Source organism: Mesorhizobium sp. WSM4850 (assembly GCF_055811735.1).
On record NZ_JBVVPV010000035.1, the window covers coordinates 13,125 to 35,658 of the forward strand.

Here is a 22,534-nt window from a genome sequence, read left to right on the forward strand (position 1 = left end):
ATAGTGCCGGACCACAATGCGCTGGAGGCAGGAGGCGGGACCTCCAGTCTGATCTACGGCCCAATTATGATCACCGATCCCACGCTCGGGTGTCCGGTCACTGTTGCGGCGGGCCGCGCCCGAGCGATACGCGAGGATGACCCAACTCCTCGGTTTGTGACGGGATGGGGCACGACCTTTGAAGAGGCGGCAGCCAGATGTCGGCACGAGGCCGACGAGACCTACTTCGCGCAGATGGCTCCAGAGGGACGCATCGTCCGGGGCCCCGCCAGCGAAATGCCCGGGCGCGTCGTCGAGCCGCCAAGGCTCATGCTTTTCAGCGAGGCGCAGTATCAGGGCCGGCTGCGCTGGAACCGGCATGCCGAGGATCACACTATGATCCCGGTCCGGTGGAAGAGATCGCGGCCGCTCGACTGGATTCAAAGCGATCCGCGCTTCAGCACCAGCGTGGCATGGCTGCCAGCCGGATTGTGCTTTCTCGGCTACCCGAACACTGGAGCGGCCGGACTTGCACTGGCCGACTCGAATGGTGTAGCCGCTGGATCGAGCCTCCAGGACGCGGCCGTGCGCGGCTTCTGCGAAGTCGTCGAGCGCGACGCAACTGCAATATGGTGGTATAATCGCTTAGTTTTGCCGCGGATCGACCTGCCGTCGCTCGGCGATGGACTGGTGTCGCAATACGCGCGTTGGCTGCAGTCACAGGATCGCAAATTGCATCTGCTGCACCTCACGCTCGACGTGCCGGTCCCCATTGTCGCTGCCATTTCTCATGACTTCAAAGGAGGTGAAGTCGCGCTCGGCTTCGCCGCCGGCCGATCTACGCTGGAGGCGGCTCGACGTGCAGTGGGCGAGCTAGCAGAGTGCGAGGCAAATCTCGCTCTGCTGAGGGCCGCCGTCTTCTCTGGGACAGCGAAATTCAGCTCGCGGGCGCTACGACTCTACCGTTGGCATCTGAAGGCCACTATTCACCAGCCGCACTTGTCTGGCGGTCCCCCAGTTCAGGCATCGTCAAACGCGTTGCAACTTGATTGGCAATCCTGTGTCGAAATGGCCTGCGTGCGGCAACTCGAGATCTTCGCGATCGACCTGACGGTTGACACCCCTCCGGTTATACGAGTGTTCGTGCCGGGACTTCGCCATACCAAGCCAAGATTCGACGGCGGAAGGCTCTATGATGTCCCTCTGCAACTGGATCTGAAGCCCGAGATAACCGTGGACCTGTCTGACGAGCCCTTTCCCTTCTGATCCACGTCGCCGGGCAGCTTCAACGGAAAGAGCTTGGAGGTTCGGCGGGGGCAGTACGGTCGGTCAGGGAACGTCAGCAACGGTCCGACTCGCTTTGACGATTGCTCTTGGCGCAGCGTGGACCTACAGGGTACGTCTGCCGTTGGGCAGTGGCGGCGGCTCGAAGGGCCGAGATTAGGCGCAATGCCGTCATGCACGGCTCCGTCTGCGAGTCGGCTTCGGGTCGAGGTTGCCGTAGAAGTTCTCCGAACGAAAGGCCGCGACGGGTCGAACTAGATCGTTCAGAATGAACGGGTTCTGACGTTAGAGCATCACGGTCTCCGATCGCAGGCTGTCGCTACCAGCGCACGAAAAGGCGCCCGCCGAGCGCGCCGAGAGCGGCGAGGATGGCAATCGCGATCGTGTACCAGGTGGCGACGAAAAGCGGCGAGTCGTCGAAGCAGTGTGCGGCATAGAAGGTTGCCGCCAGCCCGCCGGCGAGCAGGCCCGCAACGGCTCCGGCAAGCACCGGCCGCGTCGGCGCGCCATAGCGCAGCACCGCCAGGAAGACGGCAAGCGGACCGATGCCGATCAGCGGAATGAAGGTCAGGCAGATAAGCATGTTGCTGCCGACCAGCCGCCTGCCCCAGTCGGCCGCAGGCACCGAAAGGAGTTCCAGACCCACGGCTACGGCCACCAGCAGCGGTGCGGCAATCATCCAGGTCGCCGCCCTGCTCGTTGCTGCACCGGGTGTCGACAGGGCGCGGATCAAGGCGAAGGCGCTGACCGCCAGAGCCGTCGTGAACACAAACTTGGCAACGAAACGCGTCGTATACATGGCGGTGGCGATGTCGGTGCGTGGGCCGATCGCCAGCCAGAAAACCACCGCCGCGATCAGCGTAGCCGCACCTGCGCTTATCCACCAGGCCGAGCCAAGCGGCATCGCCGTGCTGCGGACATCGGCGTCGAGCGCCTTGATGAGATCGTCGGTCCTCATGTCATTCCCGCCTGAACTGTTTGGCCCGCCCGAATTGTTTGGCCCCGAACCGTTTGGCAATGGCGGCGAGACCGCGATGCAGCGACACGCGCACCGCCGTCTCGCTGATGCCGAACCTCGCTGCCGTCTCGCCGATGGAACGGCCTTCGACCGACACCGACGAAACCACCGAACGCTGCGCCGGCGGCAGGCCGTCCAGGGCCCGGGTGATGTCGCGCCCGCTGACCGTTTCGGCCTCCGGTTCGGCGAAGGTCTCTGCGATCTCGTCGATCTCGATCTCGATGCGCCGGCCGCGCCGTCGAAAGGCGTCGATCAGCTTGAAGCGCGCTATGGCGTAGACCCAGGGCAGCACAGGCAGATCCTGGCGCCAGGTATGCCGCTTCACGTGAATGGCCAGCAAGGTTTCCTGCACGACATCCTCGGGATCGACCCCGCCCTGAACGATCTTGCGCCTGATGAAGCCGCGAACCAGAGCAGCCGTCCGGCGCAGAAAGTCGGCGTAGGCCCTTTCATCTCCCGCGATCGCGGCCCGCATCAGCCGGGAAAGCTCGGCCTCGTCCTTGCCGGTCACAAGAGTTCACTCCCCGATAATTCGCGCCTCGGCGCTGATTTGTTACGTGGCCGGCGAAATAATGTCCAAGCCAAAGTAAGGAATATCACGAAGGTTTCACCTCCAGCGCCCGATTACTCAGCTCACCAATGTTGACTGCACCGATCAGGAATTGATAGTGCAGCCATGCTAAATCAAAGACCATCGAGATCGAGCGGGATGACGTCCATGAAACATGCTCTTTCCGTCCTTGCCGGAGCCACAGCACTTGCAATCAGCCTGGTCGCCAGCCCGGTTATGGCCCAGGACAGCGGCATCGTCGTCTACAATGCCCAGCATGAGAGCCTGACCAATGCCTGGGTGGAAGGTTTCACCAAGGAAACCGGCATCAAGGTAACCGTTCGCCACGGCGGCGACAGCGATTTTTCCAACCAGATCGTTGCCGAAGGCGCCGCCTCGCCGGCCGACGTGTTCCTGACGGAAAACTCACCCGCCATGGTGCTGGTCGAGTCATCAGGCCTGTTCGCGCCGGTCGACGCCGACACGCTGGCGCAGATTCCCAACGAGTACCAGCCGGCCAGCGGCAAGTGGGTGGGCATCGCCGCGCGCAGCACCGTCTTTGCTTACAACAAGACCAAGCTGACTGCCGAGCAGTTGCCCAAGTCGCTGCTTGAACTCGCCGATCCGAGCTGGAAGGGACGCTGGGCCGCTTCCCCGTCCGGCGCCGATTTCCAGGCGATCGTCAGCGCGCTTTTGCAGCTCAAGGGTGAGGCCGCAACGGCCGACTGGCTGAAGGCGATGAAGGCGAACTTCACCGCCTACAAAGGCAACAGCACGGTGATGAAGGCGGTCAATGCCGGCGAGGTCGATGGCGGCGTGATCTATCACTATTATTACTACGGCGACCAGGCCAAGACCGGCGAGAACAGCAAGAACGTCGGGCTGCACTATTTCAAGAACCAGGATCCGGGCGCCTTCGTCTCGGTTTCCGGCGGTGGCGTGCTGGCCTCCAGCAAGCACCCGAAGGAAGCCCAGGCCTTCCTGAAATGGGTGACCGGCAAGGGTGGTCAGGACGTGCTGAAGACCGGCAATTCCTTCGAATACGCGGTCGGCAAGGGCGCGCAGTCCAATCCGGCGCTGGTGCCGCTGGCCGATCTGCAGGCGCCGAAGGTCGACGCGACGACGCTGAACTCCAGGAAGGTGACCGACCTGATGACGGCAGCCGGCTTGCTTTAGTTCGCGTTCGTCCTAAAACGGCAGCCGACTGCGCTCCCGCGGGAATTCGCTTCCGCAGGAGCGCTCTGTTTTTCGAGGTGGCATTCGTCCATGACGACAAGCTGCATTTTTGGCCGTGTTTGCGGCTCTGCGAACGTTTCCGCCACCGGGCGGCAACGGCTCGGCGTCTGAGCTGATGCAGCCTGCGGCCGACCTTGCACGTTCAGGCTTGCCGACCGGCATGGAGGCTGTGCATTGGAGGCGCCGGCGGTCGATATCCTGGATTTCGCTCGCCGCCATCCTGGTCTCACTGTTCTCGCTGCTGCCGCTCGCCTTCATCATCTGGATTGCCGTGCAGACCGGCTGGGAAACCGTATCGGCATTGGTCTTCCGGCCACGTGTCGGCGAGCTCCTGGTCAACACCCTGCTTTTGGTGGTGCTGGCGGTGCCGATCTGCATTGTGCTCTCGGTGGCGCTGGCCTGGCTGACCGAACGCAGCAGCCTTCCCGGTGCCCGGCTGTGGGCCTGGCTGTCGGTGGCGCCGCTCGCCATCCCCGCCTTCGTCCACAGTTATGCCTGGATCACCCTGGTGCCGGGACTGCACGGGCTGTGGGCCGGCGTACTGGTTTCCGTCGTCGCCTATTTCCCGTTCCTCTATCTGCCGGTGGCGGCAGCCTTGCGCCGGCTCGATCCTGCTCTCGAAGATGCCGCGGCAGCCGTCGGCCTCGGGCCATGGCGCGTGTTCCGGCGGGTCGTGCTGCCGCAGCTCAGGCTCGCCGTTTGCGGCGGCTCGCTGCTGGTCGGCCTGCATCTCCTGGCCGAGTACGGCCTCTACGTGTTCATCCGCTTCGATACCTTCACCACGGCAATCGTCGACCAGTTCCAGTCGACCTTCAACGGCCCCGCCGCCAACATGCTGGCTGCGGTGCTGGTGACATGCTGTTTCGTGCTGCTCGGGATCGAAGTGCTGGTGCGCGGCGAGGAGCGCTATGCCCGCGTCGGCTCGGGCGCCGCGCGGCAGCAGCAACGCACAAGGCTCGGCCGCGCCACCATCCCCTGCCTGCTGCTGCCGGTCGTCACCACGCTGCTGGCACTCGGCGTGCCGTTCGTCACCATCGGCCGCTGGCTTGTGGCCGGCGGCGCCGATGTCTGGCGCCTCGATGAGATCGGCCTGGCGCTCGGCCAGACCCTGTTCCTGGCGCTCGCCGGCGCCCTGCTTGCCACTATCGCCGCCATGCCGATGGCGTGGATCTCGATCCGCGCGCCGGGGCCGCTGCAGCGCCTTCTGGAGGGCTGCAACTACATCGTCGGCTCGCTGCCAGGCGTCGTCGTGGCGCTGGCACTGGTCACCATCACGGTTCGCATCGCTCTGCCGCTCTATCAGACCCTGTTCACGATCCTCGTTGCCTATGCGCTGATGTTCCTGCCGCGCGCCCTGATCAGCCTGCGGGCGTCGATCGCGCAGGCGCCGGTCGAGCTCGAACGCGCCGCCGCCAGTCTCGGCCGGCCACCGCTCAGGGCGCTGTGGTCGACGACGATCCGCCTGTCGGCGCCGGGTGCCGCGGCGGGCATGGCGCTGGTGGCGCTCGGCATCATGAACGAATTGACCGCCACGCAGATGCTGGCGCCCAACGGCACCCGCACGCTGGCGATGGCGTTCTGGGCCCACAGCGGCGAGATCGACTATGCGTCCGCCGCACCTTACGCGCTCATCATGGTGGCGATGTCGCTGCCGCTGACCTGGCTGCTCTACGTCCAGTCGAAGCGGATGGCCGGGCGATGAGCTTCCTCGAACTCACCGATGTGCACAAGCACTACGGCCCGGTGGCCGCACTGGCCGGCGTCGACCTCAGTGTGGCCAGCGGCAGCCGCACGGCGATCGTCGGACCGTCCGGCTGCGGCAAGACGACCCTGCTGCGGTTGATCGCCGGCTTCGAAGCGCCGGACCAGGGTCGCATCGTGCTCGACGGCGAGGTGCTGGCCAATGGCGACGCCGCGGTGCCGGCATATCGGCGCGGCATCGGCGTGGTGGCGCAGGACGGCGCCCTGTTCCCGCATCTGAGCATCGCCGCCAATATCGGTTTCGGCATGCGGCATCACCAGGACAAGCGCAGCGAGCGTATCGCCGAGCTCGCCTATATCGTCGGGCTCGATAAGGCGATCCTGAAACGGCGGCCGCACGAGCTCTCAGGCGGCCAGCAGCAGCGTGTGGCGTTGGCCCGCGCCATGGCCATGAAGCCGCGGCTGATGCTGCTCGACGAGCCGTTCTCGGCGCTCGACACCGGCCTGCGCGCCTCGATGCGCAAGGCGGTGGCCGAGCTTCTGGAGACCGCCGGCATCACCACGATCCTGGTCACGCACGACCAGGCCGAGGCGCTGTCCTTTGCCAGCCAGGTCGCGGTGATGCGCGACGGCAAATTCTCGCAGGTCGGCACGCCGCGCGAGCTTTATCTCAAGCCGAAGGACCGGATGGTCGCCGAATTCCTCGGCGACGCCATCATCCTGCCGGCCAGGATCGCGGACGGCTTCGCCAACTCGCCGCTCGGCCGCATCGCCGTCGACAGCACCGAGCGGCGCGATCTCGTCCGCATCATGCTGCGGCCGGAACAGGTGCTGTTGAAACGGACATCGCGCGAAGGCATGTCGGGCACGCCGGACATGCTGTTCGGCGAAGTGACGGAATCCGAATTCGCCGGCTCGATGTGCACCATCGCGGTGCGGCTCTTGAACAGTCCCGATCCGCCGGACGCAGCCGCGATCGGCAACACGCCACTGGTCCTGCGCAAGCCAGGCATGGACACACCGGTGGTTGGCGAGATCGTCCGACTGACGGTGTCGGGCAAGGCGCATGTGTTTGCCTGAACGCTCGGGTAGCGCGCCGATCAGGCCGACAGGCCGGCTTCAATCGACCCGCTTGCCGGCCTGATCGAACCAGTGCAGCTTTTCGGCAATGGCCACGACACGCAACTGGTCGCCGGGCTTTGCGGTGGCGCGCCCTGAGACGCGCACGATGATACGGCTGCCGGCTGCGGCGCAGTGAAGAAAGCTTTCGGCCCCGACCGGCTCGACCGCTTCGACTGCCGCCGGCAGGACGAGCGCACCGGGCAGCGCCTCCGCATTGAAGGTGACGTCGGCATCTTCAGGGCGAAACCCCAGCGTCACAGCTTGTGTTCCGGGAGCCGCAAAGCCGATCGCGGTTCCGTCAGCCAGCATCGGGCCTGAGGAACTTCCGGTCAGCGCCAGGAGGTTCATCGGCGGCGCGCCGATGAAGGAAGCGACGAAGATCGACGCCGGCTTTTCGTAGATGTCGAGCGGCGCGCCCGTTTGCTCGACCAGCCCGGCGTTCATGACAACGAGGATGTCGGCCAGCGTCATCGCCTCGAGCTGGTCGTGGGTGACATAGACCGAGGTGACGCCGAGCGTGCGCTGCAAGTTCTTGATCTCGACCCGCATCTGCCCGCGCAATTTGGCATCGAGATTGCTGAGCGGCTCGTCGAACAGGAAGACTTTCGGATTGCGCACGATGGCACGGCCCATGGCGACACGCTGGCGCTGGCCGCCGGAAAGCTCGCGCGGCCGGCGGTCGAGCAGCGCCGAAAGCTCCAGCACCTTGGCGGTCGAACGCACCCTGCTGTCGATCTCGTCCTTCGGCGTGCCGCGATTGCGCAGGCCATAGGCCATGTTGTCATAGACTTTCATATGCGGGTAAAGCGCGTAGTTCTGGAACACCATGGCGATGTCGCGCTCGGTCGGGCCGATGGCGTTGACCACCTTGCCGTCGATGGCGACTGTGCCGGCGGAAATGGTCTCCAAACCGGCGATCATCCTCAGCAGCGTGGACTTGCCGCAACCGGAGGGGCCGACCAGCACGCAAAGCTCCTTGTCGGGAATGGCGATGGAGACCCCCTTCACGGCTTCGACGCCGCTGGGATAGACCTTCTTCACGTCCTTCAAATCGACGGTCGCCATCAGCTTCTCACTTTTCGGATTCGACCAGGCCGCGCACGAACCAGCGTTGCATCAGCACCACCACCAGGATCGGCGGCACGATGGCCAGCATCGCGGTGACCATGACCAGGTGCCATTCGGTATCGGCATCGGCGAAGGAAACCATCTTTCTCAACGCGATGACGATGGTGTTCATGTCGTTGCTGTTGGTGACCAGCAGCGGCCAAAGATACTGCGTCCAGCCGTAGATGAAGAGGATCACGAACAGCGCCGCGATGTTGGTGCGCGACAATGGCAACACGATATCGAAGAAGAAGCGCCATGGCCCGGCGCCGTCGACGCGCGCCGCCTCGACCAATTCGCCCGGTATGGTCATGAAGAACTGGCGGAACAGCAGCGTCGCGGTGGCCGAGGCGATCAGCGGGATGATCAGGCCGGCATAGGTGTCGATCATGCCGAGATCGACCATCACCTTGTAGGTCGGCAGGATGCGCACCTCGACCGGAAGCATCAAGGTGATGAAGATCAGCCAGAAGAAGGTCATGCGCAGGGGAAAGCGGAAGAAAACGATCGCATAGGCCGACAAAATCGAGATGCAGATCTTTCCCACCGCAACACCGAGCGCCATGATCGTGGTGTTGAGGAGCAGTTGGCCGACGCTGACACCGCCGATGCGGCCAATGCCGCCGAACAGCGCCTCGCTGTAGTTGTTCCACAGCTGGCCGCCGGGCAAGAGCGGCAGCGGCGGCCTGAGGATGGTTTGCAGCGTGTGCGTCGAGGCAACGAACGTGTAGTAGATCGGGAAAGCCACGATCAATATGCCGAGGATCAGCACGGCATGGGCGATGAAAGTGCGGAGCGGGGACTGGCCGATCATCGCTGCCCTCAACCGTAGTGGACTTTGCGTTCCACGTAGCGGAACTGGATGGCGGTGAGCGCAATGACGATCGCCATCAGGATGACCGACTGCGCCGCCGAGTCGCCCAGGATCAGATTGACGAAGCCGTCATTGTAGACCTTGTAGACCAGCGTCTCGGTCGCCTTGCCCGGCCCGCCGCCGGTGACGGCATGAACGATGCCGAACGTGTCGAACAGGGCATAGACGGTGTTGACGACCAGCAGGAAAAAGGTGGTCGGCGCGAGCAGCGGGAAGACGATGGTCCAGAAGCGCTTGGTCTCCCCGGCGCCGTCCATGGCCGCCGCCTCGATCAGCGTTTTCGGCACTGCCTGCAGACCGGCTACGAAGAACAGGAAATTGTAGCTGATCTGCTTCCAGGCAGCCGCCGACACAAGCAGGATCATGGCGTGGGTTCCGTTGAGCAGCGGATCCCATGCGATGCCGAGGCTTCTCAGCAAATACGCCAACGAGCCGATCGAAGGATTGAACAGAAACAGCCACAGCATGCCGGCAATCGCCGGCGCCACGGCATAAGGCCATATCAACAGCGTGCGGTAGAGGCCTTTGCCGCGCACCGCCTTCTCGGCCATGACCGCAAGCAAAAGGGCCACGCACATCGCGACGATCGCGGTCGCAAGCGAGAACACCACGGTGACCTTGATCGAATTGAGGTAGGCCGGATCGGCCAGCACCTTGCGGAAATTGGCAAACCAGACGAACCTGGTCCTCAGCCCGAACGGATCCTGTCTGAGCATCGACTGGTAAAGCGCCTGACCGGCCGGCCAGTAGAAGAAAACCAGTGTTATGGCGAGTTGCGGCGCCACCAGAAGGAAGGGCAGGATCTTGTTGGGAAAGACGACGCGTGGAGACAGGCTGATTTCCTTCGCTATCTCGGGAGACGCCCACGCGAGCTCGCGTGGGCGATATTCAAACCAACACCAACCGAGATAATCTCGTCAGTTCTCCAGCGCTTCCTTGATTGCGGCGTTGCCGCGCGCGACCGCGTTGTCGAGCGCCTGCTGAGCGGTTTGCTGGCCGGCCAGCATCTTCTCGAACTCCTCGTTCTGGATATCGCGCACTTGCGGCAGGTTCGGCAGGCGCACGCCCTTCGAGTTGTCGGTCGGCGCCTTGCCCGTCATCTGCAGGATGGGTGTCTCACGGCCGGGGTTCTTGTCATAGAAGCCCGATTTCTTGGTCGCCTCGTAGGCAGCGAGCGTCACCGGCAGGTATCCCGACTTCTGGTGCAGATATTCCTGCACATCGGTCTTGGACAGGTAGGCGAAGAATGCCGCAACGCCCTTGTATTGCTCGTCCGACTTGGCGCCGAACACCCACAGGCTGGCGCCGCCCGGCGTGGTGTTCTGCGGTGCGCCCTTGGCGTCGCTGTCGTAGGGAAGCTGGCCGATGCCATAGTTCATGCCGGACTTGACGATGTCGCCGAGGCCGCCCGACGATTCGGTGAAGATGCCGCATTCGCCGGCGAGGAAGATCTGCTTGGCTTCGGAGGTACGCCCACCATATTTGAATGTGCCGTCCTTGGCGAGGTCTGCGAGCGCCTGGAAGTGGTTGACGAAAATCGGCGCGTTGATCTTGAGTTCGACATCACCGCCGGCCAGACCGTTCTGCTGGGTCGCCCACGACACATCATTCCACGCCGCGAAATTCTCCAGATGGATCCAGGTCAGCCAGGTCGAGGTATAGCCACAAGGGGCGGCGCCGCTCGTCTTGATCTTCTTGGCGGCTTCCCACACCTCATTCCAGGTCTTGGGTGGATTGTTCACGTCGAGGCCGGCCTTCTGGAAGATATCCTTGTTGTAGTAGAGGATCGGCGAGGAGGAGTTGTAGGGGAAGGACAGCATGGTGCCGTCCGGCTTCGAATAATAGCCGACGATACCGGGCAGATACTGGCTCTTGTCGAAGGTCATACCGGCACCGGTCATCACCTCGGCAACCGGCTTGATCGCACCCTCGGCCGCCATCATCACGCCGGTGCCGACGTCGAACACCTGGAGGATATCGGGCGCCTGGCCAGCGCGGAAGGCGGCGATGCCGGCGTTCAGCGTCTCCGGATAGGTGCCCTTGAACACCGGAACCAGTTCATAGTCGCTCTGGCTGGCGTTGAAATCCTTGGAGATCTTGCCGACGACCTCGGCGTTGGCGCCGGTCATGGCGTGCCACCAGCTGATCTGCGTGACGGCGAAGGCGGAGGTGGTGGAAAGCAGGGTCAAGGTGGCGGCGACACCGGCCGCGAAGCCGAAGAACTTCATGTTTCATCTCCCGTTTGTCATTGGCGAAAGGGGCACTCTCGCAATGCCAATATGTGCCGCCCGTGACAATTGGACAACGGTTTTGTTGCGGGCCGATGAACTTGATTCCACTTAAAGTGGCGTGCGCTTCGAGATGAGAGCCGATGGAAAGCAATTGAAAAGCCGGCTTACCAATCGAACAACGACGACGACCGGCAATCGTCGGCGCCTCCTAAAGAGCGCACTTTGCGCGACATGAATTAGTCCGACTTGCCGAGCGCCGTCTCGACCAGCCGCTTGGCATCGGGGCTCGACCATTCTGCCGGGCCGTTCATGTGGGCAATCAGGCAGCCTTCACCGTCGATCAGCATGGTGACCGGCAGGCCGAGCGCCAGGCCGCGTGTCTTGAGATCGTTGAACAGCGCCATCGTCGAGTCGCGGTAGTAGCCGAGCGCCTCGACGCCGGTTTCCTCGAGGAACTTCTTCGGCTTGCTGTCGTCGCCGGCATCGACATTGACCGCGACGACCTCGAAAGCATCACTGCCCATTTCGTTCTGCAGCGCGTCGAGCGCCGGCATTTCTGCGCGGCAGGGCGCGCACCATGTCGCCCACAGATTGAGCAGCACCGTCTTGCCGGCATGGTCGGCGAGCGTCATCGGCTTGCCGTCGGGGCTGTTGAAGGCAAGGCCCTTCAGCGATTGCGGCGGATCGGCGGGCAAAAGTGCTGCAACCTGGCCGGTGGCAGCCGCCGCGACCGACTTGGCGCGGTCGGCCTTGGCGGCGCAGGCGACATCGTCCTTGCTGTCGCCAACCGCGACTTGAGCGGGGGCGTTGTTGCCAGAACCGCTTTCGCTGACATATACCGCGACCGCGCCGGCAAGCACGCCTGCCACCAAAGCGGCGAGGATGAGGCGCGGGGCCGGGAAAAATCGATTGCCGTCTGCCATTTTTTAAAACTGCTCCGGAGCACGGGTTATAGCGATGAGCGACAAGAAGGCCAGCAACCAGATGTGGGGCGGACGTTTTGCCTCGGGTCCGGCCGCGATCATGGAAGCGATCAACGCGTCGATCTCGTTCGACCGCAAACTCTACGCGCAGGACATCCGAGGCTCGATCGCCCATAGCGAGATGCTAGCGCAAACCGGCATTATTTCGGCGGCCGACCAAGAAAAAATCGCTCACGGGCTGAACACGATCCTGGCAGAGATCGAAGCCGGCACGTTCGAGTTCTCGACCAGGCTGGAAGACATCCACATGAATGTCGAGGCCCGCCTTGCCGAGCTGATCGGCCCGGCTGCCGGCCGCCTGCATACCGCCCGTTCGCGCAACGACCAGGTGGCGGTCGATCTCAGGCTATGGGTCAAGGACGAGTGCTTTCGCGTCGCCGAGGCGCTGAAGGGCCTGATCACGGCGTTCCTGGAGCGGGCCGAGGAGCATGCGGCAACGGTGATGCCGGGCTTCACCCACATGCAGGCGGCGCAGCCGGTAACCTTCGGCCATCACTGCATGGCCTATGTCGAGATGTTCTCGCGCGACCTGTCGCGTGTTCGCGACGCTATCGAACGGATGGACGAAAGCCCGCTCGGTGCGGCCGCGCTTGCCGGCACCAGCTTTCCGATCGACCGGCACCAGACGGCCAGGGCGCTCGGCTTCCGTGAGCCGATGCGCAATTCCCTCGACAGCGTTTCGGACCGCGATTTCGCGCTCGAGTTTTTGGGGCTGGCGGCGATCTGCGCGACGCATCTGTCGCGGCTGGCCGAAGAAATCATCATCTGGTCGACGCCGCAATTCGGCTTCGTCAGGCTGTCGGACTCATTCTCCACCGGCTCCTCGATCATGCCGCAGAAGAAGAACCCCGACGCCGCCGAGCTGGTGCGCGGGAAGACCGGCCGCGTCACCGGCCATCTGGTCGGCCTGCTGACTGTGATGAAGGGCATGCCGCTGACCTACGGCAAGGACATGCAGGAAGACAAGGAATCCGTGTTCGACGTCGCCGAGACGCTCGACCTGATGCTGGCTGCGATGACCGGCATGGTGCGCGACATGACGGTGAATGCCGCCGCCATGAAGAAGGCCGCCGGGTCAGGCTATGCGACCGCGACCGATCTTGCCGACTGGCTGGTGCGCAGCCTTGGCTTGCCGTTCCGCGAGGCGCACCACGTCACCGGCCGCGCCGTGGCGCTGGCCGAAGAGAGGAAGATCGGGCTCGACAAGCTCCCGCTGGAAGACTTGCAGTCGATTCACCCCGGCATCACGGCGGACGTGTTTTCGGTGCTTGCCGTGCAGAACTCGGTGAAGAGCCGCACCAGCTTCGGCGGCACCGCGCCGTCGGAAGTGAGGAAGCAGATCCGCTACTGGAAAAAGCACATCGGCAGGGCGTGATTGCCGGGGTGCAATGCCGGATAAACTCGGCTAAAAGCGGCGGGCAAAAGTTTCGGACGGATGGATCAATGACCGCAAGCAGGATTTTGGTGACGCTGACGCTGCTGGCGGCGCTGGCAACCGTAACGGCCTGCGGCAGGAAAGCCGGGCTCGATACGCCCTATGAGGCGGCCGTGCAGGCGCGCAAGGACGCACAAAAGGCAGAGCAGCCCGTGCCGCCGGAGCCGGAAAAACCGGTCGAGGACAAGAAGTTCATTCTCGATCCGTTGATCTAGAGCCGATGAGATCGGCCGATCTCATCGTGCTCCAACTTCCGGAACCACTCTCGTGAACCATTTCGACTACCGCGACGGCGTGCTGCATGCCGAGGACGTGGCGATATCAGAGATCGCCGCAAGCATCGGCACGCCGTTCTATTGCTATTCGACGGCGACGCTGACCAGGCATTTCCGCGTGTTTGCGCAGGCCTTTGCCGGGCTCGACGCGCTGGTCTGCTACGCCATGAAGGCGAATTCCAACCAGGCTGTGCTAAAAATCCTGGCAAAACTCGGTGCCGGCGCCGACGTGGTCTCGGAAGGCGAACTGCGCCGCGCGCTGGCCGCCGGCATTCCGGCCAACAAGATCCTGTTTTCCGGCGTCGGCAAGACCGCGCGCGAAATGGATCTTGCGCTCTCGGCCGGCATTCTGTGCTTCAACGTCGAATCCGAGCCGGAACTGGAATTGCTGTCGGCCCGCGCCACGGCGCTGGGCAAGGTGGCGCCGATCTCGCTGCGCATCAACCCGGATGTCGATGCCAAGACCCACAAGAAGATCTCCACCGGCAGGGCCGAGAACAAGTTCGGCATTCCCTGGCAGAAGGCGCGAAAGGTCTATGCCCGCGCAGCTGAGTTGACTGGCATCAAGGTCACCGGCATCGACACTCATATCGGCAGCCAGATCACCGAGTTGCAGCCCTTCGACGACGCCTTCGCGCTGCTGGTGGAACTGGTCGGCGTGCTGCGCGCCGACGGGCACGCCATCGAGCATATCGACCTCGGCGGCGGCCTTGGTATTCCCTACCGTGTCGACAACAGCCCGCCTCCCCTGCCGGACGCTTATGCCCAGATCGTCAAGAAGCACGTCGCCAAGCTCGGGCTGAAGGTGATGTTCGAGCCGGGCCGGCTGATATCAGGCAATGCCGGCATCCTGGTCTCGCAGGTGATCTTCGTGAAGGAGGGCGACGCCAAGAACTTCCTGGTCGTCGACGCCGCGATGAACGATCTGATCCGGCCGACGCTCTACGACGCCTTCCATGACATCAAGCCGGTGGTGCAGCAGCCGGCAGCGGCGCCACGCATGATAGTCGACGTCGTCGGCCCGGTCTGCGAGACCGGCGATTATCTCGGCCTCGACCGCGACCTGCCGCGGCTCAAGGCCGGAGACCTGATCGCCGTCGCCACCGCCGGCGCCTATGGCGCCGTGCAGGCCGGCACCTACAACACCCGCCTGTTGGTGCCTGAAGTGCTGGTCGACGGCGACCGTTTCCATGTCGTGCGCCGGCGCCAGACCTATGACGAGCTGATCGGCCTGGATTCGCTGCCTGATTGGCTGGAATAGACCCATGATCCCGAAAAAGGCGATTTCGGAAAGGATCATGGTCAAACAAGAATGGATCGTCTGCAGCGCTACAGCCGGTGCTGAATCAGCGCCCTGGTCTCGGCGATCCTGCCCTCGTCGCGGCGATAGAACGTCCACTGCTTGATACGTTTGCTGCGCAGAAGGCCGGCCTGGGTCAGCACCCGCATATGCTCGCTGAGCGTCGCCTGGGTAATCCCCAGCTTTTCGGCGATCAGCAGCGCGCAGACGCCGTCCTCGACCAGATCGCCATCGGTCTGCGGCGGAAAATGCGCGCGCGGATCCTTCAGCCAATCGAGGATTTGCAGCCTGCGCTCGTTGGCGATCGCCTTGAAGACATCAATCTCTTGCATTTAGCCATTTTGCTAAGTTACTAAGTGATGTCAACCCTTGGGAGCAGACCATGCTGAACGGCAATAGCATCACCCGCGAACGCATCGCCGCAATGGAGCCGCGCATCCGGCCCTTCGTGCGCCACACGCCGGTGCTGCGCGTCGACATGGCCGATTTCGGCCGTCCGCCTCTTGGCGTCGACCTGAAGCTCGAATGCCTGCAGCATTCCGGCTCGTTCAAGGCGCGCGGCGCCTTCACCAATCTTCTCGAGCGGCCGGTTCCCAAGGCTGGCGTCGTCGCCGCATCGGGCGGCAATCATGGTGCCGCGGTCGCCTACGCTGCCATGCGGCTCGGCCACAAGGCGACCATCTTCGTTCCCGAAGTCAGCCCGCCGGCCAAGCTCGAACGCATCCGCGGCTATGGCGCCGAGTTGGTCGTCGGTGGCGCGCGCTATGCCGAAGCGCTGGCCGCCAGCGAAGACTTTGCCGAAAGGTCCGGCGCGCTGCAGATCCATGCGTTCAACCAGGAGGAAACGCTGATCGGGCAAGGCACGCTCGGCCTTGAGATCGAGACCGACCTGCCTGAACTCGACACGCTGCTGGTCGCCGTAGGCGGCGGCGGCCTGATCGGCGGCATCGCCGCCTGGTTTGCCGGCCGCATCACGATCATCGCCGTCGAGCCGGAGGGCGCGCCGACGCTTCATCGCGCCTTCGAGGCCGGCCGGCCCGTCGATGCGCCGACTGAGGGCATCGCCGCCGATTCGCTGGCGCCGAAGCGCGTCGGCGAAATCATGTTTCCGATCGCCGAGGCCTTCGTCGAGCGTTCCATACTGGTCAGCGACGACGAGATCATCGCCGCGCAGGCGGCGCTTTGGGACCGGGTGCGAATCATCTCCGAGCCGGGCGGCGCCGCGGCCTTCGCGGCGCTCCTGTCCGGCCGCTATGTGCCGGCTGCGGGCGAGCGTGTCGCCGTGCTGGTCTGCGGCGCAAACGCCAATCCGGCTAAATTCTGACGATAGCGGGGGCAGTCCTGTTCACGTTTTAGGGAACTGCCTCGCCTTCGCCGTGTTTCTTGGTATGTTTGGAGCGACGTGCATCTAAGACTTTGAGTCCTTCGCATCCGATTTTCGGGCCGGTGCGATAGATTTGTGAGGTTCGGGTTATCCCGCCCGAACAGGAAGGGCCGATGACGCAACGACCCACCATCACCAGCGATCGCAGCCTGGCCGGGCGCCTTGCCGTGAGCCGGCTGGCGACGCGGGTCTCGATGACGGTCGAGCGTGGCTGGCCGTTGCTGCTTCCACTCGTCATCGTCGCCAGCCTGTTCCTCAGCGTCTCGTGGCTCGGCCTCTTCCTTTTGCTGCCCGACATGGCGCGCATCGGTCTTGTGGCTGTGTTCGCCATCGCAGCCCTTGTCGCGCTCTATCCCCTGCGTTTCTTCCGGGTGCCGTCCAGTGCCGAGATCGATCGGCGCATCGAGGCCGCCAACCTATTGCTGCACAGCCCGGTGCTGGTGCAGACCGACCGGCCGAGCGGCAGGGAAAGCATTTTTTCGCAAGCGCTGTGGCGCGAGCACCAGAAACGAATGGCCGAAAAACTCGGCAACCTCGGTGGCGACCTGCCACGCACCCGGGTGCCGGAGCGCGACCCGTGGGGGCTGCGCGCCGTGGCGGCGCTTGTGTTGGTCACCGCTTTCGCCTTCTCGTTCGGACCGTCGGGCGGCCGCATCGCGGACGGGTTCAGTGCCCACGCGGCGCGCGACGCCGTGCCGCCGCGCATCGACGCCTGGGTGACGCCGCCGGCCTACACCGGCAGGGCACCGGTCTTCCTCACTTCCCCAGCCTTCGCCAACCCGGCCCTCGCCAGCAATGACAATCAGGCTGCGTCCACCTTCACCGTTCCGGAAGGCAGCGATGTCTCGCTGCGCGTCACCGGCGGCTCGGGCGAGGAAACGCTGAGCTATGCCGACGCCGACGGCAACGCCCGCACTATCGAGCCAGCCGGGCAGCAGGCCGACGCGGCCAAGCCGGCGGCGGCAACGCCCTCCACGGCAACGCCCTCCACGGTGCGCCAGTTCACCGGCAAGCTGACGGCCAACGGCACGCTGACGCTGAACTCGGGCGGCGACGAACTCGGCAGCTGGGCCTTCGCGGTGATCCCGGACAAGCCGCCACAAATCCGCTTCGTCGGCGAGCCGAAACGCGCCGTCAACGGCTCCTTCGAACTCAACTACCAGATCGACGACGACTATGGCGCGGCCTCCGCCAAGGCGGATTTCGTATTGGCCGACCCACCGGCGCCGAATGCGCATCCGCTCTATGGCCCGCCCGAAATGCCGCTGACGCTGCCGCGCAGCGGCGTCAAGGGGAATGCCGCCAAGACCACGAAGGACCTGACCGAGCATGTCTGGGCCGGCGGCGACATCAAGCTCAGGCTTGTCGCCACCGACGATGCCGGACATACCGCAACCAGCGAAACCAGGACCCTGGTGATGCCGGAGCGGCCATTCTCCAATCCGCTGGCCAGGGCCGTGATCGAGCAGCGCCGCGCGCTGGCGCTCGACGCCAACGCCAAGAGCCGCTTGCTCGACCTGATGGATGCGATCACGCTCAGGCCCGAAGACACGTTCGACAATATGGCGCACTACCTCGCCATCATGAGCGCCCGCACCCGGCTGAAGATGGCCGACAACGACGACAAATTGCGCGACGAAGTCGCCTATCTCTGGGAGATCGCGCTCGGCATCGAGGAAGGCAATCTTTCGGACGCCGAGCGGCGGCTGCGCCAGGCGCAGCAGGCGTTGCAGGACGCGATCAAGAACGGCGCCAGCGACGAGGAAATCGACAAGGCGATGAAGGAACTGCGCGAGGCGATGAACCAGTTCCTGCAGGAATTCGCCCAGCGTGCGCAGCAGAATCCGAACGCGCCGCAGATGCAGCAGAACGGCCAGGAACTGCGCCAGAGTGATATCGAACGGATGATGGACCAGATCGAGAATCTGGCGAAGTCCGGCGATCGCGACAGCGCGCAGCAATTGCTTTCGCAACTGCAGGACATGATGAACAACCTGCAGGCCGGACGTCAGCAGCAGGGCGGCCAGCAGAACAGCGAGATGCGCCAGCAGATGGACAAGCTCGGCGAGATCATGCGGCGCCAGCAGGAGATGATGAACGAAACCTTCCGCATGGACCAGATGCAGCGCGGCCAGCAACAGCGTGGGCAGAACCGAGACGAGCAGCTCGGCGAGAACGGCGAGCAGGGCCAAATGGGCGAACAGGGCGAGCAGCCCGGCCCAGGCGAGGACCGCGATCCGCTCGGCCGGCCGAAGCCGATGACGCCGGAGGAATTCGCCGACGCGCTGAAGCAGTTGCAGGAAGGCCAGGGCAAACTGCAAAGCGAGCTCGACCAGTTGAGAAAGGGTCTCGAAGGTATGGGGCTCGAGCCCAATGAGGGATTTGGCGAGGCCGGCAAATCCATGGGCGATGCCGAACAGGCGCTTGGCGACAGCGATGGCGATCAGGCGGTCGGTCACCAGGGCCGCGCGCTGGAGGCGTTGCGCAAGGGCGCCAAGGACATGATGAAGCAATTGCAGGCCATGCAGGGCGACGAGGGCGACGGCCAGCGCGGCGGCCGCCAGCAGAATGCCGACCGCGATCCGCTCGGCCGGCCACGCGCCACCGAGGGTCCAGATTTCGGCGATTCGGTGAAGGTGCCGGACGAGATCGACGTGCAGCGCGCCCGCCAGATCCTCGACGCGATCCGCAAGCGGCTCGGCAACGCGCTCAGCCCCGATATCGAGCGCAGCTATCTGGAGCGGCTGCTGGAGTTGAAGTAAAGCCGGCCTGCTCTAACGGTTGGTGAACGCCTCGCGGATCGCCTCTTCCATGCTGACGATGGCCTCGCCGGAAGCGTTCGGATTGCGCCGCAGCACCACATTCGAGGAATCGATGTCGCCGAATCCATCGGCGGCGGTAAGCTCGCGGCAGCCGGCCGGGATGTTGCTGCGCGAGATCGGCGCAATCGCCAGCCCGGAGGTGACGGCAAGCCGTAGGCCGCCATTGGTATCGCTGGTATAGGCGACACGATAGGCGAGACCACGCTGTTCCAGCGACTTGATCGCAAAATCCTTGCACCAGCCGGCGCGATTGTAGAGCGCGATCGGCACCGGCCGCTCCTCATGCATATGGTGCAGCTCCGACGTCACCCACACGGTCGGATCATGCATCAGCACCTCACCGCCGGAGAGGTCCTGCCATTCGAACACCACCGCCAGATCGAGCTCGCCGGCGGCGAGCGCCGCGATCTGCGCACCGGAATGCGCGTAGCGGACGGTGATGTCGACCTGAGGATGGCGCTTGGCAAAGGCGCCGAGAGCGCGCGACAGGATCGCGTGGCCATATTCCTCCGGAATGCCGATGCGCACCGGTCCGCCAAGCGGCGCCGCGACCATCGATGCCGCCGTCTCGTCCAGCAGCGACACGATGCGGCGGGCGTTGACGATGAGTTCGCCGCCGCGGCGCGTCAGCGCCACACCCCGCGAGCCGCGCTCGAACAGGCTGTCGCCGACCATATCCTCGAGCTTCTTCATCTGCATCGAAACCGCCGACTGGGTACGGCCGGCCTGCACCGCAGCCTTGGTGAAATTGCCGGCGTCGGCGACCGCGACGAAGGTGCGCAGCAGATCGCTGTCGAGCGTGGGCTTCATTTGTCCGCCATAAGAAAATCTGATCGCTGGCATCATTCCAATTCGTTTGCAACATGTCAAACGGCGGATAATAGTCGCTTCACCCATTGGATATGCGGCTGCGAAATCGGCTGCGGACCAAAAAGTCCTCACTCGTACCCGCTGCCCGAAATGGTGGCGGGTTCTTTTTGATGCAGGTCGCCCAAAAGCATGTCCTCGGGCCTGACCCTGGGCCTGACCCGAGGGTGCGAAGCGGTTTTGGGCGATATGCATAAAACAAAGTTACGCGGGCCCGGCTCTCGGGCCGCGCACGCAAGGAGCCGTCGAACGACATGCAGAACCGGATCGTCCTCGGCATGGCAAGCCTTTGCCTCGGCGTTCTGGTGTTCTCGCTCCAGGATCCGCTGATCAAGGCCGTATCGGGCACCTATCCGGTGACCGAGGTGATGGCGATCCGCTCGATCGTCGCCCTGCCCATTCTTCTCGTGCTGGTTCATGCCGATGTCGGGCTCAGGGCGATCTTTTCGAAGCGGTTTCGCATGCTGACGATGCGCGCCTTGATCCTGTTCACCTCCTACACGCTCTACTACCTGGCGATCGCCGCCCTGCCGCTTGCCGACGCGGTGGCGCTCTATTTCATGGCACCGCTGTTCATCATGGCGCTTGCCGGCCCCTATCTCGGCGAACGGGTAGCGGGGCAGACGCTGGTCACCGTCATGGTCGGCATGCTCGGCGTGCTGGTGATGCTGCGACCCGGCGCCGGGTTGTTCGACTGGGCGGCGCTGCTGTCGCTGGCCTCGGCGGTGCTGTACGGTTTTTCGCAGTTGATGGCCCGCAAGATCGGCGACACCGAATCATCCACGGTCATGGCGTTCTATCAAAACGGCGTCTATCTCCTGGGCGCTGCAGCGGTCGCCGGGCTGTTCTGGCTGGCAGGAATAGCTCATGCCACGCATCCGAGCCTCGAATTCCTGGTCAGGCCATGGATCTGGCCGACGTCAATCGACTTCCTGACGATGGCCGCCTGCGGCGTCGTGGCTTCGGCCGGGATGATCTTGTTGTCGCAGGCCTACCGGCTGGCGCCGGCCAACGGCGTCGCCACCTTCGAATACACCGGCATCATCTGGTCGCCGCTGTGGGGCTTCCTGTTCTTTGCGGAAGTGCCGCGATCGACCACCGTCATCGGCGCCGCCCTCATCATCGGCGCCGGTCTGTTCGCGCTCAACGCCAGCCGGCGCCGGAGCAGCGCGCCGGCAATCGCAGCGACCTGCGATCCGGCCTGACCGCGCGGAATCTTAAGCAAAACAGGCGAGCGCCTGTTCGACGCGCGCGCGGATTTCGGCCAGCGTGAACGGCTTCTGCACGACGTCCACAATGACGCCGTTCAATTCCTCGGCGCGCTCGCGCTGGTCGGCATAGCCGGTCATCAGCAAGATCTTCATCGCCGGGAAAAGCGATGCAGCCGCCTTGGCCATTTGGATGCCGTCCATCTCCGGCATCCGGATATCCGAGACGACAAGGTCGTAGCCGCCACGTGCAGCGCGGATCAGGGCAAGCCCTTGCGCGCCGTCGGCGGCGATGTCGATCATATGCCCGGCGCGTTCGAGCGCGCGAGCGGCGAGGGTGCGGACGGATTCATCGTCCTCGACGATCAGGAGCTTTGCCATAGCGGAATTTTGGCGTGGAAAAGTTGACTTTTCCTGAACCGCAACCCGCAGTCAGGGAGAAAATCCGGAGCGCGCAGCGAGCACCAAGTGTGTCGAGATTCAGGTCAGGCCGAGTCGAAAACAGCGGCTTCCGAGAACCGGAGCGGAGCGTACTTTTGGTACGTGAGCACAGGACGCCGTTGTTTGCAGGCCGGCCTCACCTGAATGTCAGCACACCCTAGGCTTCGCCCTTGACGACGCCCACAAACGGCAGTTCGCGAAAGGCGTGGGCGACATCCATGCCGTAGCCGACGACGAAATAGTCGGGGCAGTCGAAGCCGACATAGTCGGCGTTGAGCGCGGTCTGGCGGCGCATGCGCTTGTCGAGCAGCACGGCGATGGCGCAGCTTTTGGCGCCGCGCGACAGCATCAGGTCGCGGGTGAAGGACAGCGTCTTGCCGGATTCGAGGATGTCGTCGATCAACAGCACGTCTCGGCCGGCGACCTCATTGTCGATGTCGCGCAGCACCCTCACCTCGCCGCTGGTGGTGCCGGCGCCGTAGCTGGAGATGAAGATGAACTCGACCTCCGGCGACAGGCCGACATCGTGCATGGCGCGGATGAGGTCGGCGGCGAAGATGAACGATCCCTTCAGCACCGAAATCACCAGAAGGTCGTGATAATCGTGCCCGGCGATCTCCTTGGCGAGTTCCAGATTGCGGCGGGCGATCGCCGACGCCGAAAACAGGACCTCGATATCCTTGCCGCGCACGATTGGCATTGGCTGCCCTTCCAGAA

The 22,534-nt window shown here is 64.0% G+C and carries 21 protein-coding genes; 10 read left to right on the forward strand and 11 right to left on the reverse strand.

What is annotated here, in order from left to right; all coding sequences use genetic code 11:
- The first annotated feature begins 3 nt into the window (after positions 1-3).
- Entirely contained in the window at positions 4-1,245 is a 1,242-nt protein-coding gene (locus AC0L2Z_RS25740; protein ID WP_473629653.1) for a YcaO-like family protein, read from the forward strand.
- Positions 1,246-1,582: 337 nt separating this feature from the next.
- Here the strand turns inward: AC0L2Z_RS25740 and AC0L2Z_RS25745 are convergent, their stop codons facing one another.
- Both AC0L2Z_RS25745 and AC0L2Z_RS25750 read right to left on the reverse strand, forming a co-directional pair.
- A complete protein-coding gene (locus AC0L2Z_RS25745; protein ID WP_473629654.1) occupies positions 1,583-2,221 on the reverse strand; it encodes an NrsF family protein in 639 nt (212 codons plus the stop codon).
- Position 2,222: 1 nt separating this feature from the next.
- On the reverse strand, positions 2,223-2,792 hold the full coding sequence (locus tag AC0L2Z_RS25750; RefSeq protein WP_128246109.1) for a sigma-70 family RNA polymerase sigma factor: 570 nt from the start codon (positions 2,790-2,792) through the stop codon (positions 2,223-2,225).
- A 207-nt stretch (positions 2,793-2,999) separates the two neighbouring features.
- On the opposite strand from AC0L2Z_RS25750, the gene AC0L2Z_RS25755 reads away from it, so the two are divergent.
- The 3 genes from AC0L2Z_RS25755 to AC0L2Z_RS25765 all read left to right on the forward strand — a co-directional run bounded on the left by AC0L2Z_RS25755 (position 3,000) and on the right by AC0L2Z_RS25765 (position 6,848).
- Entirely contained in the window at positions 3,000-4,007 is a 1,008-nt protein-coding gene (locus AC0L2Z_RS25755; RefSeq protein ID WP_473629655.1) for an iron ABC transporter substrate-binding protein, read from the forward strand.
- A 175-nt stretch (positions 4,008-4,182) separates the two neighbouring features.
- Positions 4,183-5,769: an ABC transporter permease gene (locus AC0L2Z_RS25760; protein WP_473629656.1), complete on the forward strand. Its 1,587-nt coding sequence runs from the start codon at positions 4,183-4,185 to the stop codon at positions 5,767-5,769.
- Positions 5,766-6,848, forward strand: coding sequence for an ABC transporter ATP-binding protein (locus AC0L2Z_RS25765; RefSeq protein ID WP_473629657.1), 1,083 nt, complete (start codon positions 5,766-5,768; stop codon positions 6,846-6,848). The genes AC0L2Z_RS25760 and AC0L2Z_RS25765 overlap by 4 nt, the downstream gene beginning before the upstream one ends.
- Positions 6,849-6,887: 39 nt before the next feature.
- On the opposite strand, the gene AC0L2Z_RS25770 is transcribed toward AC0L2Z_RS25765, so the two are convergent.
- The 5 genes from AC0L2Z_RS25770 to tlpA form a co-directional block, all read right to left on the reverse strand.
- Positions 6,888-7,955, reverse strand: a complete 1,068-nt coding sequence (locus AC0L2Z_RS25770) for a sn-glycerol-3-phosphate import ATP-binding protein UgpC (protein WP_128168714.1) — start codon at positions 7,953-7,955, stop codon at positions 6,888-6,890.
- 7 nt (positions 7,956-7,962) lie between these two features.
- Positions 7,963-8,811, reverse strand: coding sequence for a sn-glycerol-3-phosphate ABC transporter permease UgpE (ugpE, locus tag AC0L2Z_RS25775; RefSeq protein WP_128168715.1), 849 nt, complete (start codon positions 8,809-8,811; stop codon positions 7,963-7,965).
- Positions 8,812-8,819: 8 nt separating this feature from the next.
- The gene (ugpA, locus tag AC0L2Z_RS25780) at positions 8,820-9,704 is read right to left on the reverse strand and encodes a sn-glycerol-3-phosphate ABC transporter permease UgpA (protein WP_023797225.1); all 885 of its coding nucleotides are present in this window, start codon (positions 9,702-9,704) and stop codon (positions 8,820-8,822) included.
- 84 nt (positions 9,705-9,788) lie between these two features.
- The gene (gene ugpB, locus AC0L2Z_RS25785) at positions 9,789-11,099 is read right to left on the reverse strand and encodes a sn-glycerol-3-phosphate ABC transporter substrate-binding protein UgpB (protein ID WP_128168716.1); all 1,311 of its coding nucleotides are present in this window, start codon (positions 11,097-11,099) and stop codon (positions 9,789-9,791) included.
- 239 nt (positions 11,100-11,338) lie between these two features.
- A complete protein-coding gene (tlpA, locus tag AC0L2Z_RS25790; RefSeq protein ID WP_128168717.1) occupies positions 11,339-12,025 on the reverse strand; it encodes a thiol:disulfide interchange protein TlpA in 687 nt (228 codons plus the stop codon).
- Between the two features lie 34 nt (positions 12,026-12,059).
- Between tlpA and argH the strand changes: the two genes are divergently transcribed.
- From argH to lysA, 3 genes are all read left to right on the forward strand, one after another.
- Positions 12,060-13,460, forward strand: a complete 1,401-nt coding sequence (gene argH, locus AC0L2Z_RS25795; protein ID WP_128168718.1) for an argininosuccinate lyase — start codon at positions 12,060-12,062, stop codon at positions 13,458-13,460.
- A gap of 68 nt (positions 13,461-13,528) precedes the next feature.
- Positions 13,529-13,735, forward strand: a complete 207-nt coding sequence (locus tag AC0L2Z_RS25800; RefSeq protein ID WP_023797221.1) for a hypothetical protein — start codon at positions 13,529-13,531, stop codon at positions 13,733-13,735.
- A gap of 52 nt (positions 13,736-13,787) precedes the next feature.
- Positions 13,788-15,056, forward strand: a complete 1,269-nt coding sequence (gene lysA / locus AC0L2Z_RS25805) for a diaminopimelate decarboxylase (protein WP_287290931.1) — start codon at positions 13,788-13,790, stop codon at positions 15,054-15,056.
- A gap of 68 nt (positions 15,057-15,124) precedes the next feature.
- Here the strand turns inward: lysA and AC0L2Z_RS25810 are convergent, their stop codons facing one another.
- Positions 15,125-15,427 carry an ArsR/SmtB family transcription factor gene (locus tag AC0L2Z_RS25810; RefSeq protein ID WP_287054036.1) on the reverse strand — a complete coding sequence of 101 codons (303 nt, stop codon included), beginning with the start codon at positions 15,425-15,427 and terminating at the stop codon, positions 15,125-15,127.
- A gap of 50 nt (positions 15,428-15,477) precedes the next feature.
- Between AC0L2Z_RS25810 and AC0L2Z_RS25815 the strand changes: the two genes are divergently transcribed.
- Positions 15,478-16,419, forward strand: coding sequence for a threonine/serine dehydratase (locus AC0L2Z_RS25815; RefSeq protein WP_473629658.1), 942 nt, complete (start codon positions 15,478-15,480; stop codon positions 16,417-16,419).
- A 173-nt stretch (positions 16,420-16,592) separates the two neighbouring features.
- Complete coding sequence (locus AC0L2Z_RS25820) at positions 16,593-19,241, forward strand: TIGR02302 family protein (RefSeq protein WP_473629659.1); 2,649 nt, start codon at positions 16,593-16,595, stop codon at positions 19,239-19,241.
- A gap of 12 nt (positions 19,242-19,253) precedes the next feature.
- Here AC0L2Z_RS25820 and AC0L2Z_RS25825 read toward each other — a convergent pair whose 3' ends face one another.
- A complete protein-coding gene (locus tag AC0L2Z_RS25825; protein WP_027153384.1) occupies positions 19,254-20,111 on the reverse strand; it encodes a LysR family transcriptional regulator in 858 nt (285 codons plus the stop codon).
- Between the two features lie 311 nt (positions 20,112-20,422).
- On the opposite strand from AC0L2Z_RS25825, the gene AC0L2Z_RS25830 reads away from it, so the two are divergent.
- Positions 20,423-21,373 carry a DMT family transporter gene (locus tag AC0L2Z_RS25830; RefSeq protein ID WP_023797216.1) on the forward strand — a complete coding sequence of 317 codons (951 nt, stop codon included), beginning with the start codon at positions 20,423-20,425 and terminating at the stop codon, positions 21,371-21,373.
- A gap of 12 nt (positions 21,374-21,385) precedes the next feature.
- On the opposite strand, the gene AC0L2Z_RS25835 is transcribed toward AC0L2Z_RS25830, so the two are convergent.
- Together AC0L2Z_RS25835 and hpt are read right to left on the reverse strand one after the other, a co-directional pair.
- On the reverse strand, positions 21,386-21,757 hold the full coding sequence (locus AC0L2Z_RS25835) for a response regulator (protein ID WP_027153386.1): 372 nt from the start codon (positions 21,755-21,757) through the stop codon (positions 21,386-21,388).
- Between the two features lie 217 nt (positions 21,758-21,974).
- The gene (gene hpt, locus AC0L2Z_RS25840; RefSeq protein ID WP_473629660.1) at positions 21,975-22,517 is read right to left on the reverse strand and encodes a hypoxanthine phosphoribosyltransferase; all 543 of its coding nucleotides are present in this window, start codon (positions 22,515-22,517) and stop codon (positions 21,975-21,977) included.
- Positions 22,518-22,534 lie beyond the last annotated feature (17 nt).